Genomic DNA, 17,313 nt, shown 5'->3' with positions numbered 1-17,313 from the left:
GTGTTCTCTGTGCCTTTGTATTTAATCCCCCTTATTTCAGCAGTGGCTGTAGTACGTTCCAGACGGTGTTGGCCACTATCTTATGGCCAGCGGGTGTTGGGTGAATGCCATCCGGCTGATTTAGTTTAGGAATCCCCCCAACGCCTTCGAGCAGAAACGGAATCAGGACCAGCTTGTTCTTATCGGCGAGTTCCTTGAATAGCCCCCGAAATTCCCGCGTATAACTCGTGCCCATATTGGGTGGAATCTGCATCCCGGCCAATACAATAGTTGCCTGTGGACTTTTCAGTCGCACGGTGTCGATAATGGCTTGCAGATTCTGTCGGGTAGCCGCCAGCGGCAGTCCACGGAGGCCATCGTTCCCGCCCAGTTCGAGTACGAAGACCGCTACGGGTTTGCGCATGACCCAACCAATTCGGCTTTTGCCCCCGGCCGTCGTTTCGCCACTCAGTCCGGCATTGACAACGCTGTAGTTCAATCCAACGGAGTCAATTTTTTTACCTATCAAGGCTGGGAACGCCTGCGTTGGCTCGACACCATAGCCCGCCGTGAGGCTGTTCCCGTAAAACAACACAGTTTGTTTTGTTGAAGGAGCAGCCGTTTTGGCGGCTGCTGACGTAGCATTAGCTGATTCAGACGCCAATTTTGATTCAGTTTTGGTACCAGATGACCCACATCCCCAGACCGTTAAGAGCAGCAATAGCCCGTTTATCATTGAATAGGCCATTTGGCGGGTTTTCAAGAACTTCATAAAGATTGAAGCGGTTAGTTACTTTAAACACAGAGGTAAAGGAATGACACAAAGGCTGTGATGTCTCTCTATGTTCTCTGTGTTTAACTCAAGTAGTATCAACCTGTTTTTGTTCCATGAGTATTCTGCGCGTCGAAGATCTTACTAAAACCTACTCAAGTGGAGGTCGTGAGCTGACTGTTCTGCACGGTGTCAATTTCACGCTCGAACCCGGTGATACGTTCGCCATTGTCGGGCCGTCGGGCAGTGGAAAAACTACCTTGCTGGGCTTGTGTGCAGGATTAGACCGAGCCTCGTCGGGCAGCGTTTACCTCAACGATGTTCGTCTGGATACGCTCAATGAGGATCAGCGGGCAGCGCTACGTAATCAGCACGTTGGGTTTATTTTTCAGAATTTTCAACTGCTGCCCACGCTCACGGCTCTCGAAAATGTGATGGTTCCTCTGGAATTACGCGGAGAAAAAGGAGCTGCCAAATCGGCGCAGGCCTTGCTTGAACGCGTCGGCTTAGGGCAGCGAGGGCATCATTATCCAAGTCAATTGTCAGGAGGAGAACAGCAACGTGTCTCGCTGGCAAGAGCCTTTTCCAATCGTCCAAAATTGCTTTTCGCCGACGAACCAACTGGCAATCTAGATGCGGACACCAGCGCGACTGTGGTAGACTTGCTTTTTGAACTCAACCGGGAAGCCGGTACGACGCTTGTTCTCGTTACGCACGATATGGAATTAGCCTCCCGTACCCAACGTATCATCCGAATAAAAGGCGGTACGGTGGTATCGGATACTAAAGAGCGAAAGAATGAAAGAGTGAATGAGTGATTTTGTTAGTACTACTTTTCCAGCATTTCGCTCATTCGCTCTTTTATTCATTCGCTCTTTATTTATGAATACCTCCTGGCTTTTTCAAATGGCCTGGCGCGATAGCCGCCGGAGCCGTCAACGGTTACTCCTGTTTATGTCGGCCATTGTGCTGGGCATCGCGGCTTTGGTCGCTATTAATTCTTTTGGTGATAATCTGGCCCGTAGCATCGACGATCAGGCCCGTGAACTCCTGGGCGCCGATCTGACACTTTCCTGGTCACGCCCATTATCGCCTAAAACCCGGCAACTTGTCAAAACCATTGGCCGCGATCGGGCTTTTGAAACATCCTTTGCCTCGCTGGTATCCATTCCTAGAACGGGCGGTGTCCGGCTGGCTCAAGTGAAAGGCTTAGAAGGCAATTTCCCTTATTATGGAACGTGGGAAGTTCAGCCCGCTTCGGCCATTCAAACCTTCCGGCAGGCACGTAGTAGAATCGCCCTGGTTGATGATGGCCTTTTAGTGCAGCTCAATGTTCAGCCCGGCGATTCCGTGAAAGTGGGAAATCTCTCATTTTTGATTGTGGGTCGTGTCAATAAAACACCGGGACAAGCGGCAATAGCCGCTACGGTTGCGCCAACGGTATTTATTCCCAATCAATTTCTGTCAACAACGGGCCTTTTGCAGCGCGGCAGCCGGGTGGCCTACAAATATTATTACCAGTTTATTCCGGGTACCGATGTTGAGAAATATATCAAAGCTCGCTCATCCCAGTTAGACAAGGACGGCATCAATTACGATACCGTAGCGGGACGCAAAAAGCAAACCGGGCGCTCCTTCGCCGATCTGACCAAATACCTGAGTTTAGTCGCGTTTGTAGCGCTGCTGCTGGGCTGTGTGGGCGTAGCCAGTTCGGTACAATTGTACGTAAAAGAGAAGGTTACATCCGTTGCGATTCTACGAACGCTCGGTGCGAGCGGCAGGCAGGCCTTCCTGATTTATCTACTTCAGACTGCTTTGATGGGCCTTATTGGCGCTACCGTTGGAGCACTGATCGGTTCGGCGGTACAGTTGATTCTACCGCGCATGTTCGGTGATTTTCTGCCGGTTGCGGTCGTAACGGATATATCGGTACCGGCTATACTCGGTGGCATTGGTACAGGGCTTCTTATTTCAGTTTTGTTCTCGCTGCTCCCCTTGCTAGCCATTCGGAACGTATCGCCGTTGCGCACGCTACGTACCTCTTACGAAGATGATCTAAGCAATCGCGATCCCTGGCGATGGTTAGTTTATCTGCTTATCATTGGTTTCATTGTTGGGTTTGCCTACCTGCAAACGCGCAATTTCCCACTAGCCGTTGGATTTACAGGTGGATTAGCGCTGGCCTTTAGCATTTTGACGGCACTTGGCCTGGGGTTGATCTGGTTAGTACGTCGCTTTTTCCCCGCGTCCTGGAGCTACGTATGGCGGCAGAGCCTGGCGAATCTCTATCGACCGAATAATCAAACGCTCATTCTTGTTACGTCCATCGGGCTGGGTGCCTTCCTGATTGCAACGCTTTACCTGACGCAGGGACTTCTGCTGGGCCGCGTTGAGCTATCGGGAAGCGGTAAACAGCCCAATATGGTCTTGTTTGACATTCAGAATGAGCAAATAGCGGGTGTTCGGTCGCTCGTGAGTGCGCAAAAGCTGCCCATTTTACAGGAAGTTCCCGTGGTAACGATGCGCCTGAACGACATCAATGGAAAGACCGGAGAAGCTGTTCCAAAGGATACGACCGCCAGAATACCCAAATGGGCATTCACCCGTGAATACCGAGTGACCTACCGGGATTCACTGATTTCGTCGGAGAAAATAATATCAGGAAAAGCACCCTATCAGGCTAACGGCGCGATCTATGTATCTATCGAGAAAGATTTCTCCGAGCGCATGCACCTTAAACTCGGCGATACACTCAATTTTAACGTGCAGGGCGCTCCAATCCAAACCATTGCTGGTGGTACCCGCGAAGTCGACTGGAACCGTGTTCAGACTAATTTCCTGGTTGTCTTTCCAAAGGGCGTATTAGAACAGGCTCCGCAGTTTCACGTAGTAATGACCCGTGTGCCGAATAACCAGGCATCGGCCGTGCTTCAGCGAGCGTTGGTAAGCCGCTTCCCGAACGTATCAGCTATTGATCTTGGTCTGATTTTAAAAACGGTTGACGAGATTTTAGGCCAAATCTCATTTGTCATTCAATTCATGGCTTTGTTCAGCATTTTGACGGGATTGTTAGTTCTAGCCAGTTCGGTCGTTATCAGCAAGTACCAGCGATTACGCGAAAGTGTCCTCCTCCGAACCTTGGGAGCGAGTCGACAGCAGATTCTGCGTATTACCGCGCTGGAATATGGATTATTAGGACTGTTAGCGGCCTTGTCAGGCATTTTATTGTCTGTTTTTGGAACGTGGGCATTGGCGCAGTTCGTCTTTGAGGTGCCCTATCGACCTGACTTTGTGCCGCTGGCTGTTGTAGCCATTGTTGTTACGTCGCTGACCGTACTAATTGGGGTTTTCAACAGTCGTGAAGTACTTGTTCGACCTCCACTCGACGTATTGCGAGCGGAGAGTTAACTATATGAGTCACTGAGTCAATTTATATAACACGTCTACAAAACGTGTTTTCACTTGTCTTTTGCCCTCTTCCTTCAAGCTAAAACAGTAGCCATAAATTATCCTCTCTTCTGGTGTGGCGCCTTGAGATAGTATCATTTTTGCTCGACTCGGCCTACATTCCTCACGTAGTAAAAATACGCTATTCCAGGTCGGCTCTCCTCATAAAATACTGATTATCAAAGAAAAAATCCCAAAAGTCAACCTGTTTTGAGTAAATCAACTCAATCATGAAGGGCAACAAGAATTATATTTCCCCCTTTCCTGCGTTCCCAGACTATAATTCTGTTTTTAACAAAAATTGTCTGTTAATAAATAAATATTGGTCGAATAGGCCATATCTGGTTTGGGGCTGAATAGCCTATCTTTTCTTTTTACTTACTTTACTCATAAACCAACCGGAACCATACTATTTGTAGTTTGAGTTGGCTGGTTTTAGCGCAATTCTGCCTGCCTGACGTGGCTTTCGCGCAGAACAAAAAGTTCAGGTACAGTTGCGGTCAGTATTCCTTATGGCCCTTTCTGCTGTAACTGACTATGCTGAATAGACGTACTAAAATCAACAGCTATTAACGGATACGTACTAAAGCAGGAGCAACTTTACTTTACCGAACAGTTGTCATAATCAATCCTCTACTTGATAAAATATCACCTCTGTAATTTGTCCAATGCGTCTAATTAATCACAAACCGTAAAGCACCTCTATGAAAAAATTTACACAACTAATGCGTGGCTGTCTGTCAGTTGTTGTCGCTTTTTTCTGTCTTTTGACAGGAAATGTCGGCATGGCGGACACGGTGCCTCTGGCCGATATTGAAGTTACGGGCGTAGTAACCTTCAAAGATGATGGCAGCCCGTTGCCCGGTGCATCCGTTCTACTGAAGGGTAGTCCGAACACGGGTACCATTACGGATGCGAATGGTAAATTCCGGATCAACGTACCGGAGGACGCTACCTTGGTTATCAGCTACATTGGGTACATCGCTCAGGAAATCAAGCTAAACAAACGTACCACGCTGACAGTCGCCCTGGATGCCGATGCGCAGCAATTAAGCGAAGTCGTGGTGACGTCATTTGGTATTGCACGCGACCGGAAAACACTGGGTTACGGGGTAAGCGAGTTGAAAACGGAACAACTTACCAAAGCACCTACTACCGATATTACCAACTCATTGGCGGGTAAGGTCGCTGGGGTGCAGGTTACAGGAGCAGGTGGTGGCTTTGCCGGTTCTAACGTAACGATACGCGGTTTTTCAACCTTCACAGGCAGCAACCAGCCTTTATATGTTGTCAATGGCATTCCGCTAGACAATTCCAATGGCGGTGGCGCATCCAACGGCACCAACTCCGTCAATACAGGTGTGGTCAACTCCAGCCGAATTTCGGACATCAACCCGCAGGACATTGAGAGCATCAGCGTTCTGAAAGGAGCAGCCGCTACGGTACTTTACGGGTCAAGAGCGGCATCGGGCGTTATTTTGATTACGACCAAGAAGGGTAAAAAAGGAACGAACAAGCAGATTTCGTTTTCGACCAACACAGCCGTCGGCACGGTGAGCCGGTTCCCTAAGTTCCAGAATCAGTACGCACAGGGGAGCAATGGCACATACGCCAACAACGTAGCGGGCTCATGGGGCCCGCTCATTCAGGGGCAAACGGTAACGAACTGGTTCGGCAATCAGGAAACACTACAGGCTTATCCGGATAACGTTCAGGATATTCTGCAAAACTCGATCTCTTCGCAGAACGACCTTAGCTTTTCGGGAGCAAGTGACAAATACGACTACCGGGTTTCCTACGGCAATGCCTACGAAACGGCGCTCGTCCCGAACAACAAGCTAAGCCGTAACAACCTGACGGTTAATGCCGGTACGCAACTAACCAGCAAATTCAGAATCAATACGGCATTCACCTATACCAACAACGTTTCTGATCGCACGCAATCGGGAAATCAGGGCGCGAACCCATTGTGGCGGGGTATTTATACACCACGTAGCTATGATTTAACGAACGCACCTTTCCAGGATGCCGTTGGTGGCCAGCTCTGGTTTGCAGCCGAAGATCAGCCTTACTGGTCCATAAATCACATTAAAAACCATCAGGAAGTCAACCGGTTTTATGGCAACATCAACCTGAAATACGACATTACCGATTGGTTACAGGCCGACCTGAAAGTTGGTAGTGACGTATTTACGTACACAACCAAAGGGTTTGATGACAAAGGGGTTCGGAGCAATGCCAACACGGCTTCGGCGGGGGCAGGCGGTGTTTTGGATCGCACAGAAATGACCCGAAACCTGAATTCATACTTCACCGTAACAGCAAACCGGAAACTCACAAGCGACCTGCACCTGACAGCCACGGTAGGGAATGAAATCATTTCCAACTACAACAGTTTTCTTCAGGACATTGGGCTAGGCATTGTTGTCGCCGGATTCGATAACGTAAAAAACTTTTTGACCTTTAACCCGACATCAGCGATTACGAAACAACGTACGGTGGGTTTCTTCGGCGACGTAGTCTTTGATTATAAAACATGGCTTTCGGTCAATGCCAAGGCCAGAAACGATTTTGCGTCAACATTGGCTCCCGGCAATCAGTCGATCTTCTACCCCGCCGTTGCGGTGAGTTTTGTACCAACCGAAGCGTTTACTTCCCTTAAATCCAAGGTGCTGACATCGGCAAAAATTCGGGCAAACGTAGGTGAAGTGGGCAAAGGAGCTACGCCCTATGTCATCAATACGTACTACGGGAAAGCCAGCGCGAGCGATGGTCTTGGTTCAACAGCGGTTAACTTTCCGTTCAATGGCCTGGCTGGCTATACCTACGACAACGGAACCGGCAATCCAAACTTAACACCTGAATTTACGCGGGAAGTTGAATTAGGAGCAGAATTGGCCTTTTTCAATGGACGGCTCTCCATTGATGGATCGGTCTACCGACGCGATAGCCGCAATCTGATTTTCTCGGTTCCTGTGCCTTCTACGTCTGGCTTTTCCAGTCTGGTTACCAACGCCGGAAAGCTTTCCACAAAAGGGATTGAATTGTTAGTAACGGGCAATATTATCGAAAAGGAGAATTTCAGTTGGGAAAGCTCCCTCAACTTCACCAGCTTTAAATCGATCGTTGAAGAATTGGCTCCCGGTGTGACAAGTATCTCGATTGGCGGATTTACGTCGCCCAATATCCGACTGGTTCCGGGCGAGCAGTATGGTCAGATTTGGTCCAACGGCTATCAACGGAATGCGCAGGGACAGATGCTTATTGGCAGCAATGGCTTGCCTAAACCAACCACTGCGGTGCAACGGGTTGGCAATCCGAACCCGAAATATACAATGGGTTTCAGCAACACATTCAATTACAAGGGGCTTAGCCTTTCGTTCCTCTTCGACTTCAAATACAAGGGTGATCAGCTCTCACGTACCATTGGTGACCTGCGTATCAACGGGGTCTCGGCCGAAACCGCCGAACTGCCCCGTTTTAACGCCGACGGTACCCCGAACAAAGCGTACGTGTTCGACGGCGTTCTGGACGATGGCTCGAAGAACAACATCGGTGTAACGGCTCAGCAGTATTTCAGTTTGCAGGGCAAGTATGTGGCCTGGGAAGGCTACGTACTGGATGCTACGTACCTGAAACTGCGCGAGGCAAATCTTACCTACAAGTTACCAACGTCGATCGTAGGTGGTTCGAAATTTATCAAAAGCCTGCAAGTGTCGGTATACGGGCGTAATCTGTTCATCTACGCGCCCAATTACCCTGACCTTGATCCTGAGCAGAACCTGTTAGGGGTTAGCAATGCGCGCGGACTTGAGTTTGGTATTACGCCAACCGCACGGCTCATCGGCGGTAGTATACGAGCTATTTTTTAATAGGCGCCTAAGCACAAATTCGACATCATGAAAAAATTAGTCTATACAACTGTTCTCGCCACAGGGCTCGCTCTTGGCTCATGCACTTCGTTCCTGGATGTAAACGCTGACCCGAATAATATTCAGGCGGTTCAGGTATCGCAATTACTTCCTTCCGCTACGGTCAATATAGGGTATATGGGCTCCAGTGATCTGTTCCGGTATGCCAGCCTGTTGATACAGCAATTTAGCGGGCAGGGGCCAAATACGGGTTTTGCTACCTTCAAGGAATACGAACGGTATAACATCAATGACTCTGACGTTAACAACCAGTGGGTAACCATTTTTGGTACGGTATTGAGCGATCTGGAATTAATGACTGCTCAAGCCACTACGGAAGGAAGTCCGCACTATGCCGGTGTAGGTAAGATTTTGAAAGCCTATACGTATCAGATCGTTGTTGACTCGTGGGGCGATGTGCCTTACACGGAAGCAAGCCGTCATAGCGCAAACTTCTACCCCAAATTTGACGATGACGAAGCGATCTACAAAGACTTGATCCGTCTGATCGATGATGGCATAAAAGACGTTAGTGCCACGACGTCCGTCCTGTCGCCTAACATAAATACGACTATTTATGCAGGTACAAGCTGGGCCGTATCACAGGCAAGATGGATCAAATTTGCCAATACCCTAAAATTGCGGATCTTTTTACATTACTCGGCTAAAGATCCTGCCTACACAACGGCGCAGATTACGGCGTTGGTCAACAGCGGAGCCAAGTTCATGGAAAGTACGGCCGATAACTTTCAAATGCTGTTTTTGAGCGAATCGCAGCGTCAGAACCCACTGTACAGCATGGAGAATGGCCAGTTCAAAAACCAGTTTTTCCCCAATCGCTTCATTGTCGATTTGATGAATTCGAAGGCCGACCCGCGTCGGAACTCGTATTTCATTCCGTTCCCATATACGGCTACACCCGCCACGGCTACGTTCAAAGGGGCCAGCGCACTCGACGTAGACCCATCGGCAAACTACTCGCGCAATTACCAATACCTCTACGGTACGCCATCCGCAGCGAATTTATCGTTGGTCAATACCAACGGGAGTTTGAAAGATGGCGCCATTACGTTCAGCGGCAACAGTCCGGCCCGGTTGCTCACCTTTGCTGAGTACAATTTCATACGGGCCGAAGCCGCGCTGCTCTACAGTGCGCCGGGTAGTGCGCAAAGCTTTTTCGAGGCAGGCATTCGGGCATCCATGGCAGATGCCGGTGTAGCCGCAGCCGATATTACGACCTACATCACGGCCAATGGTACGTTGAAAGGGGCGCCCCAGCAGATGCTTGAGCAAATCATCAACGAGAAATACGTAGCGAATCACGCGGTACTTGTTGAACCCTGGACTGATTATCGGCGGACAGGTTATCCGGCGTTAACGCCCCTCAAAACGCCTTTCGCTATTTATAATGAGGTGCCCCGGTCACTGTTCTATGCACAGTCTGAGATAAACAACAACCCAAATGCCAAGCAGAAAGGCTCTATGCTGGATCGGGTGTTTTGGGATACGCGTAAGTAAACTCTAAGCCGTCCGGCGTTTGTAGCTCGAAGTCAATTATACTTCATCAACAAATTTAAAAAATGCCCTTCTTTGGGTGGCAAACGTCGGACGACTTACCTTTCAAATTCCCTTCCTACCCCATGCTGAAACTCTATTTTCTACCGATCCTCCTGCTTTGCCTGATCGGCATGGTGTCTGCCCAATCGGTTAATGACACAAAAGTGGTCCAGGCCAGTCTGGAAAAAGCGCGTGCTTCGGTACGTAGTCAGTTTAAGCAAAGTACGAAAGACAGGGCGAAGGTTGTCAAGCAATTACTAGACCTTGGCCTTTGGCAGGAGGCTACCGATGCCATCAAGGCAGGAAATGGGCTGGGGCCTGCGGAGAAGTCAATTCTACTAGCCGAGTATCATTGGTTAACCAATGATTTCAAACAGGCCGAAAAGGACGTAACAAAGGCGCTGGCAGTCGACAAAAACAGCAGCTGGGCAAAACGATTAAAGGCGCAGTTGGCTATCGAAGCCTGGGATTTGCCAAACGCGGAAAAACAATGCAAAGCTTTACTGGCGAGCAACCCGAATGATGAAGAAACCTCGCTGGTTTTAGGCCGGGCGCTGCTTCTGCAAAAAAAATACCCTGAAGCGCTGGACGTAGCCAAAAAGCTTCAGCAGAAGAATGCCAAGCTGGCCGGAGCGTATCTGCTCGAAGCCAATGTCTACTTCTGGGATCAACATCCCGAACAGGCCGAAGCTCCACTGGTGAAATCCTTAACGCTCGATCCTTTCAATGCCGATGCCCGATTCAGTTACGGCTATGCCATCTGGCGACGTATCGATGCGACGCAGTTGAACGACATGGCGGCCCAATGGCAACTGGCCTTAAATATCAACCCACTACATTTTCAAACGCACTGGCATTGGGGCAATGGACATACCAACCTGACCTATGCTGATTACGCGGATAAAGACGAAAAAATTATCCGGGAAAAATTACGGGAAGCCGACAAATTATTCCACGAGAATAAGCTGACCGATGCCGTTGCAGTAACGTACAAAATAGCCAAAGAATATCCCGCATCGGTATTACCAGCCATGCACCGGGGCTCACTCTATTACAGCGATTTCGACACCCCAAATCGCAAAGCAAATCTGGATTCGGCAGAATCAGCTTTCGTTGGCATTTTAGATAAGAAGAAGCATTACGGTCCGGCACACAATGGGCTATCGGCGGTCATAAAATCAAAGCGGATTCCGTATCTGATGACCTACGACTCGATAACGAACGTACTGAAAACCACAAAAATTAACGATCCAGAGAATTTCACGAACGTCTTCCCGGACCTGACGTACTTCCCCGGTAGCCGGGCGAAAGCGATGGTCTGGAATCAGATGTACACCAGTGTCGTTTACTTCCCTTTTTTGTCCAAACAGGGGAACGCGTTTGTCGTACCCCCTCTGCACATCGATCTGGCTATTGCTATGCGGTCGCCGTATTTCCGGGCATCCACTACGTTCGATAACCGACAATGGATGGACATTCGGGGGGTGGGGAGCGGTGCAGCCGCCATTGAGTATGTAGAGCGCGGGGCCTATCAGGAACGTAATGTCGTGCTGCACGAATACGTCCACCTGTTTCATGGTCGTGTACTGACCGATGCCGAAAATCGGATAATTCGCGAGCAGTACTACAACGCCATGAAGAACCACCTGACGCTGGATTATTACTCGCAGAATAACGAATCGGAATACTTCGCGCAGACGTATCCGGCTTATTTCGAGACGGTGAAAGTGCATCCGCTGGACTTTAAGTCAATGAACATCACCGCCGAACTGAAAAGTAGAGATCCGGAAATGTATAAATTTCTGGACGGGCTGGTCAAAAAAGAGCGGGCGTATTTAAACGGCGATCATTCGGTGATGGCATCGAACTGGGCACAGGTTTATATTAACCTGAGCAACAAAGTCATTAAATCTGACCCGGTAAAAGCAGGAAAATACCTCGATACGGCGCTGGTATACGACAGCAAATATCAGCCTGCGTATCTGGCCTACGCTCGGCTCAAACAACAGCAGAAAGAGTTCGACAAGGCACTTAGCTATATAAAATCGGCCGAGGAGATTAATCCAGCCTATGCTCCGGTCTATGTAGCTTATGCAAAGTGGGAAGAGGACAAAGGGGGCTCAGATAAGTCGCCGGATGAGTTTGTCAAGACACAGGCTGCTTATCTTCAGAAAGCGCTGGATTTAGAGAAAGATTATCAGACTCGTGCCTATGCCGCCATCCAGTTGCGCGAGATGTATTTTCAGAACGGTCGAATTAGTCAGGCGATAAAAGCCGCCGAAGACTATGCCACCACAGGTGCGGACGTATCGACCTACCTGCGCGACCGACGCGACGACGCAAAAGCCTTCGCCTTGGCTCAACGCGGTATGCTGGGTTACGCTAACCAGCTCGACGGCCTGAAAAAACTGGTACTGCAACGACCTCAGAACTATGAACTGCGAGGTTTGTATGCCGATGCGTTGCTGGCGGTTGGTCGCAATCAGGAAGCGGTCACGACCATGAAAGAAGTCCAACGTATATTGGAGTCCGGTAAAAATCCACGTACCGATTTCGATCTGCGCATTGCCGAAGGCTACGCAAAGCTGGGCAAACAGGATTCGCTGGCCTTCTACCTGGATAAAACCCTGGCCGAAAAATCCAGCCTCGATCTAACGGATAAACATCGTCTGGCCCGTTTGCTGGCAATAGCCAAACGACTGCCCGACGCCGAATCCCTGTATAAAAGCCTGAATACCAAGGGAAGTTTACTTTATCAATCCTCGGCTATGCAGTCAACTGGCGTATTGGCTATGCAAAGTGGTAAATCAGATGAAGCAATAACAGCCTTCAAAAAATCGCTGGAATACAATCCCTATAATCTCGAAAGTTACGTAGCGCTGGCCAATTTGTATAAGCAGGCTAATAAGCAGGATGAATTAAAAGGATTACTGGCAATGGCCAATCAGCTCGATATAAAACCAGGCGAAGTGTCTGGCTTATAATACGTTACCCCTTTGAGAAAAAGTACAACATACCCATGAAACAAACCTTTACGCTAGTTCTTCTTAGCCTCATTACGTTTACCGTTTCAGTAGCCCAAAACCGCCGGTTAAAACTGGACGGCGACGTAACAACAAAAGATCAGGTTACGATTAAAGGCAAAGTTGTTCCCTACAACGCTACGGCTGGAAATCAGCCTGTTTACGACGAAAACGGGAAGCCCATTGCTACGTTGTTTTACGTGTATTACGAGCGCTCGGACGTTACCGACCGGACAACACGCCCACTGTTTATTTCCTTTAATGGGGGACCGGGAGCCGCTTCGTGCTGGATGCACATTGGCTATACGGGCCCAAAACGTGTGCTGGTCGATAGTGAAGGTTACCCGACACAACCCTACGGCGTAAAAGACAATCCGCATTCGATTCTGGACGTAGCGGATATTGTCTACGTAGAGCCGGTCAATACGGGTTTCTCCCGAGCAATCAATGACTCCATTCCCAAGTCGAAATTCTTTGGGGTCAATGCCGACATCAAATACCTGGCCGAGTGGCTCAACGTGTTTGTCGGTCGGAAAAATCGCTGGCCGTCACCCAAATATTTGATTGGTGAGAGCTATGGTACGTCCCGAGTGTCGGGTCTGGCGCTGGAGCTTCAGAACGCCAACTGGATGTACCTGAACGGGGTGATTCTGGTGTCACCTACCGACCTTGGCCTTGATCGCGGTGGCCCGGTTGAAGCCGCCAACATGCTGCCCTATTATTCGGCAACGGCCTGGTATCATAAAATGCTTCCTTCCGATCTTCAGCAAAAAGACTTAACGGCCATGTTGCCTGAAGTTGAACAGTTTACGATCAACGAGTTAACGCCAGCCATTGCGCGGGGAGGTTTCCTGGAACCCGACAGGAAAAAACAGATTGCCGCCAAAATGGCTCGTTATTCCGGCCTGTCGGAGAAGGTAATTATGGAACATAATCTGGTGATTCCGTCTACTTTTTACTGGAAGGAATTGCTACGTGACAAAGGGTATCAGATCGGCCGTCTGGACTCCCGCTATCTGGGGATTGACCGCGAGACAGCTGGCGAACGACCCGATTATGCCGCCGAATACACCTCCTGGCAGCATTCGTTTACCCCCGCCATTAATTATTACCTACGGCAGCACCTCAATTACAAAACTGATCTTAAATACAACATTGCCGGACAAACCCGCCCCTGGGATCGCGAAGGCGCCAACACCGACAGAACCGGCGAAAACTTACGGCAGGCCATGGCCCAGAATCCATATCTGAATGTCATGATTCAGTCGGGTTATTATGATGGCGCATGCGATTATTTCAATGCCAAATACGACATGTGGCATATTGATCCAAGCGGGAAACTGAAAGCCCGATTTGAGTGGAAAGGCTACCGGGGCGGCCATATGATGTATCTACGGGACGAAGACCTGGCTACATCGAACGAAGACATCCGGGTATTTATTCAGAAAACCTTACCCAAGCCAACCCAGGCAGCTAAGTACTAAGACGTTACAACAAAACGAGTATCATTACTTTTTAACCCGTACATTTTACATGAAACGAATTGCAATTTTATTGCTCATTGGCCTGACAACAGGTTCGTTATCGTTTGCACAAGGACAACGTGGGCAGCGACCTGCGGGCGGTCCGGCTGATGCTGCACAAGCCCCAAGGCCAACGTCCGGTACCTCGGCAAAACCCGGACCCGGCGATCTTAGACTGGCTATGGATTCGACCATAACCACCTCGCATTCCGTTACGATCAAAGGCAAATCGGTCCCGTATACAGCTACAGTCGGCACACAGCCGGTTTGGGATGAAGACGGCAAACAAATTGCGGGCGTATTTTTTACATACTACGAACGGTCAGATATTAAAGATCGAACGACGCGCCCACTGGTTATTTCCTTTAATGGCGGCCCCGGCACGGCATCGGTCTGGATGCACCTTGCCTATACAGGTCCCAAGTTGCTGAACATCGACAACGAAGGGTACCCGTTGCAACCTTATACGTTGAAGGATAACCCGAATTCGCTCCTCGACGTAGCAGATATCGTGTACATCGATCCTGTCAATACGGGCTATTCCCGCATGGCGAACAAGGACGTACCGAAGGCAAAATTCTTCGGTGTTAATTCGGACATAAAATACCTAGCCGAGTGGCTCAACGTGTTCGTGAGCCGGAAAAATCGCTGGCCGTCGCCTAAATACCTGATTGGGGAAAGCTATGGAACAACCCGGGTATCGGGTCTGGCGCTGGAGCTTCAGAACGCCAATTGGATGTACCTGAACGGGGTAATTCTGGTATCGCCTACCGATCTTGGTATTGAGCGGAAGGGTCCTGTAGGTTCCGCGAATATGCTGCCGTATTATGCGGCAACGGCCTGGTTCCATAAAGCACTTGGCCCCGATTTGCAGAGCAAAGATCTAACGGCAATACTACCTGAAGTTGAACAGTTTACGATCAACGAATTTATTCCGGCGCTGGCCATGGGCGGCTTCATTGACCCGCAGAAAAAACAGCAGATTGCGGCTAAAGTAGCCCGTTATTCCGGTCTGTCGGAAAAAGTAGTACTGCAACACAACATGGATATTCCGACTAATTTCTTCTGGAAAGAATTACTACGTGACAAAGGCTACACCATCGGTCGGCTGGATTCGCGCTATCTGGGTATCGACCGGGAAGACGCGGGTGAGCGGCCCGATTATTCACCGGAGCTTACGTCCTGGTTGCACTCGTTCGCAGCCCCGATGAACTACTATTTCCGGGAATTCCTGAATTACAAAACCGACCTGAAATACTACATGTTTGGTCCGGTACACCCCTGGGATCGTAGTGGCGCCAATACGGATCGAAGTGCCGAAAACTTACGGCAGGCCATGGCCCAGAACCCGTACCTGCATTTATTTGTTCAGTCGGGCTATTACGACGGTGCCTGCGACTATTTCAATGCGCAGTATAACATGTGGCAGATGGACCCCAGTGGAAAGCTAAAAAGCCGGATGTCGTGGAAAGGTTACCGGAGCGGTCACATGATGTACCTGCGTCAGGAAGACCTCGTCAGTGCCAATGATGACCTTCGGGACTTTATCAAGAAATCGACACCGAAGCCAAATCAACCAGCGAAATATTAGGTTTTCAGTTTTTGGTATCCGGTGGGTTGACGCGTCAGCCCACCGGATACCAAAATTATTATAACCCCCTCCTCTTCATTTCCTTCTCAATCAAAAACAGCTCCCTGCTGGTCTGGCCAGCAACGGAGCTGTTTTCTTGTGCCCGACGCATCAAATATGGGACAACGTCCTCGATAGGGCCATAGGGTAGGTATTTGCTGACATTACACCCGGCTTTTGCCAGATTAAATGTAATGTTATCGCTCATCCCGTAGAGCTGCGAGAAATGAACATGCGGGTGATTTAAGGGTAGATTACTCTCATCCAGCAGCCGAACCGCCAGTTGAGCACTGTACTCGTTGTGTGATGCGATAATCAGCGACACTTCATCAATGTGCTTGATACAGAACGTAATGGCTTCATTAAAGTCCTGATCGCTCGCGGCCTTATCCGGCTGAATAACTGTTTCTTGATTTAGCTCGCCCGCCCGTTTGCGCTCCTTTTCCATGTAAGCACCACGTACTATCTTGGCACCCAGAACAAACCTATTTTTTGACGCGATATCAAAACATTGTTTCAGAAAATCGAGACGATCATGTCGGTAAAGCTGAATGGTATTGTAGACAAGCACCTTCTCCTGGTTATACCGCTGCATAACCTGCATCGTCAGCGCATCAATGGTATTCTGTATCCACGATTCTTCGGCATCAACCAGAATACCAACGCCATTTTTATCTGCTATTTCACAAAGTTCCACTAAACGCTGAACAACATTATTCCATTCCTGCTTTTCCGACGAGTTTAGAGACGTAGTGTCAACGGCAATTTTATCACTGGAAATGGATATAGATTGATTTAATTTTTCCAGCAAATCAAACCGCGCCAAAGCAGTTAATTTTATACCAATTAGATTGACATTTTTATGTTTCGACGCGTGATGAATTACCCGAATAAATTCTTCTTTTGTTTTTTCAAAATCGTCTTCAGTTTCTTTCCCTTCAGCACCATAATCCAGTATTACATCAATACCATACTTGCCCAAATTTTTAATACTAGTGGCCGTTTCCTGAAGGGTCTCTCCGCCTACAAATTGCTCAAAAATGGTAGACCGTATTAAGCCTGTAACAGGCAAATTCCATTTGATAGCCAACAGCCCTATTTTTATCCCTGTTTTTACCAGCCATTGCTGGTTCATCAATTGAAATAAGTAACTAGTTTTCCTTAATTGCTTATCTGATTTATAGGCAAAGGCCAGTTCTGTGTTATCGAAGGACAATAAGGCTTCAGAATTCATAGGCTTTTTTTCTTAAATGTATATACAGAAATCAAGCGCAAAACAATTCGGCAATTTTTGATTATACATGGATAATTATTGTCCGGATCACGTTTAACTAGAGGCAGGCAAACAAGCAGGGATCTGAAAATGAACAGGAGAAAAAACACACGCATACCTTTAACCTACCAACCAATCTTTCTATTTCCGGCCTTATACCAGTACAGATAACCGTCTTACAGAAAGATAGTTATAAAA

Annotated in this window: 9 protein-coding genes; 7 read left to right on the top strand and 2 right to left on the bottom strand. The window is 48.7% G+C overall.

What is annotated here, in order from left to right; translation table 11 throughout:
• Positions 1 to 31: 31 nt before the first annotated feature.
• Positions 32 to 751: an arylesterase gene (locus BM202_RS18680; RefSeq protein WP_093828879.1), complete on the bottom strand. Its 720-nt coding sequence runs from the start codon at positions 749 to 751 to the stop codon at positions 32 to 34.
• Between the two features lie 116 nt (positions 752 to 867).
• Between BM202_RS18680 and BM202_RS18675 the strand changes: the two genes are divergently transcribed.
• The 7 genes from BM202_RS18675 (at position 868) to BM202_RS18645 (ending at position 15,803) form a co-directional block, all read left to right on the top strand.
• Complete coding sequence (locus tag BM202_RS18675) at positions 868 to 1,569, top strand: ABC transporter ATP-binding protein (protein WP_093828877.1); 702 nt, start codon at positions 868 to 870, stop codon at positions 1,567 to 1,569.
• A gap of 88 nt (positions 1,570 to 1,657) precedes the next feature.
• On the top strand, positions 1,658 to 4,159 hold the full coding sequence (locus BM202_RS18670; protein WP_093829240.1) for an ABC transporter permease: 2,502 nt from the start codon (positions 1,658 to 1,660) through the stop codon (positions 4,157 to 4,159).
• A gap of 743 nt (positions 4,160 to 4,902) precedes the next feature.
• Entirely contained in the window at positions 4,903 to 8,070 is a 3,168-nt protein-coding gene (locus BM202_RS18665; protein ID WP_093828875.1) for a SusC/RagA family TonB-linked outer membrane protein, read from the top strand.
• 27 nt (positions 8,071 to 8,097) lie between these two features.
• Positions 8,098 to 9,627, top strand: a complete 1,530-nt coding sequence (locus tag BM202_RS18660) for a SusD/RagB family nutrient-binding outer membrane lipoprotein (protein ID WP_093828873.1) — start codon at positions 8,098 to 8,100, stop codon at positions 9,625 to 9,627.
• Between the two features lie 122 nt (positions 9,628 to 9,749).
• Positions 9,750 to 12,650, top strand: coding sequence for a tetratricopeptide repeat protein (locus tag BM202_RS18655; RefSeq protein ID WP_177236625.1), 2,901 nt, complete (start codon positions 9,750 to 9,752; stop codon positions 12,648 to 12,650).
• 35 nt (positions 12,651 to 12,685) lie between these two features.
• The gene (locus tag BM202_RS18650) at positions 12,686 to 14,173 is read left to right on the top strand and encodes a S10 family peptidase (protein ID WP_093828869.1); all 1,488 of its coding nucleotides are present in this window, start codon (positions 12,686 to 12,688) and stop codon (positions 14,171 to 14,173) included.
• A gap of 49 nt (positions 14,174 to 14,222) precedes the next feature.
• Positions 14,223 to 15,803, top strand: coding sequence for a S10 family peptidase (locus tag BM202_RS18645; protein WP_093828867.1), 1,581 nt, complete (start codon positions 14,223 to 14,225; stop codon positions 15,801 to 15,803).
• A 58-nt stretch (positions 15,804 to 15,861) separates the two neighbouring features.
• Here the strand turns inward: BM202_RS18645 and BM202_RS18640 are convergent, their stop codons facing one another.
• A complete protein-coding gene (locus tag BM202_RS18640; protein ID WP_093828865.1) occupies positions 15,862 to 17,076 on the bottom strand; it encodes a proline dehydrogenase family protein in 1,215 nt (404 codons plus the stop codon).
• Positions 17,077 to 17,313 lie beyond the last annotated feature (237 nt).

Source organism: Spirosoma endophyticum (genome assembly GCF_900112365.1).
GTDB classification, from domain to species: domain Bacteria; phylum Bacteroidota; class Bacteroidia; order Cytophagales; family Spirosomataceae; genus Spirosoma; species Spirosoma endophyticum.
This window is presented reverse-complemented; position numbering and strand designations above follow the sequence as displayed.

Bases quoted from the DNA above. Each gene is read 5' to 3' on its own strand.
- BM202_RS18680 (WP_093828879.1), bottom strand. From the start codon at position 751: ATGAAGTTCTTGAAAACCCGCCAAATGGCCTATTCAATGATAAACGGG.
- BM202_RS18675 (WP_093828877.1), top strand. From the start codon at position 868: ATGAGTATTCTGCGCGTCGAAGATCTTACTAAAACCTACTCAAGTGGA.
- BM202_RS18670 (WP_093829240.1), top strand. From the start codon at position 1,658: ATGGCCTGGCGCGATAGCCGCCGGAGCCGTCAACGGTTACTCCTGTTT.
- BM202_RS18665 (WP_093828875.1), top strand. From the start codon at position 4,903: ATGAAAAAATTTACACAACTAATGCGTGGCTGTCTGTCAGTTGTTGTC.
- BM202_RS18660 (WP_093828873.1), top strand. From the start codon at position 8,098: ATGAAAAAATTAGTCTATACAACTGTTCTCGCCACAGGGCTCGCTCTT.
- BM202_RS18655 (WP_177236625.1), top strand. From the start codon at position 9,750: ATGCTGAAACTCTATTTTCTACCGATCCTCCTGCTTTGCCTGATCGGC.
- BM202_RS18650 (WP_093828869.1), top strand. From the start codon at position 12,686: ATGAAACAAACCTTTACGCTAGTTCTTCTTAGCCTCATTACGTTTACC.
- BM202_RS18645 (WP_093828867.1), top strand. From the start codon at position 14,223: ATGAAACGAATTGCAATTTTATTGCTCATTGGCCTGACAACAGGTTCG.
- BM202_RS18640 (WP_093828865.1), bottom strand. From the start codon at position 17,076: ATGAATTCTGAAGCCTTATTGTCCTTCGATAACACAGAACTGGCCTTT.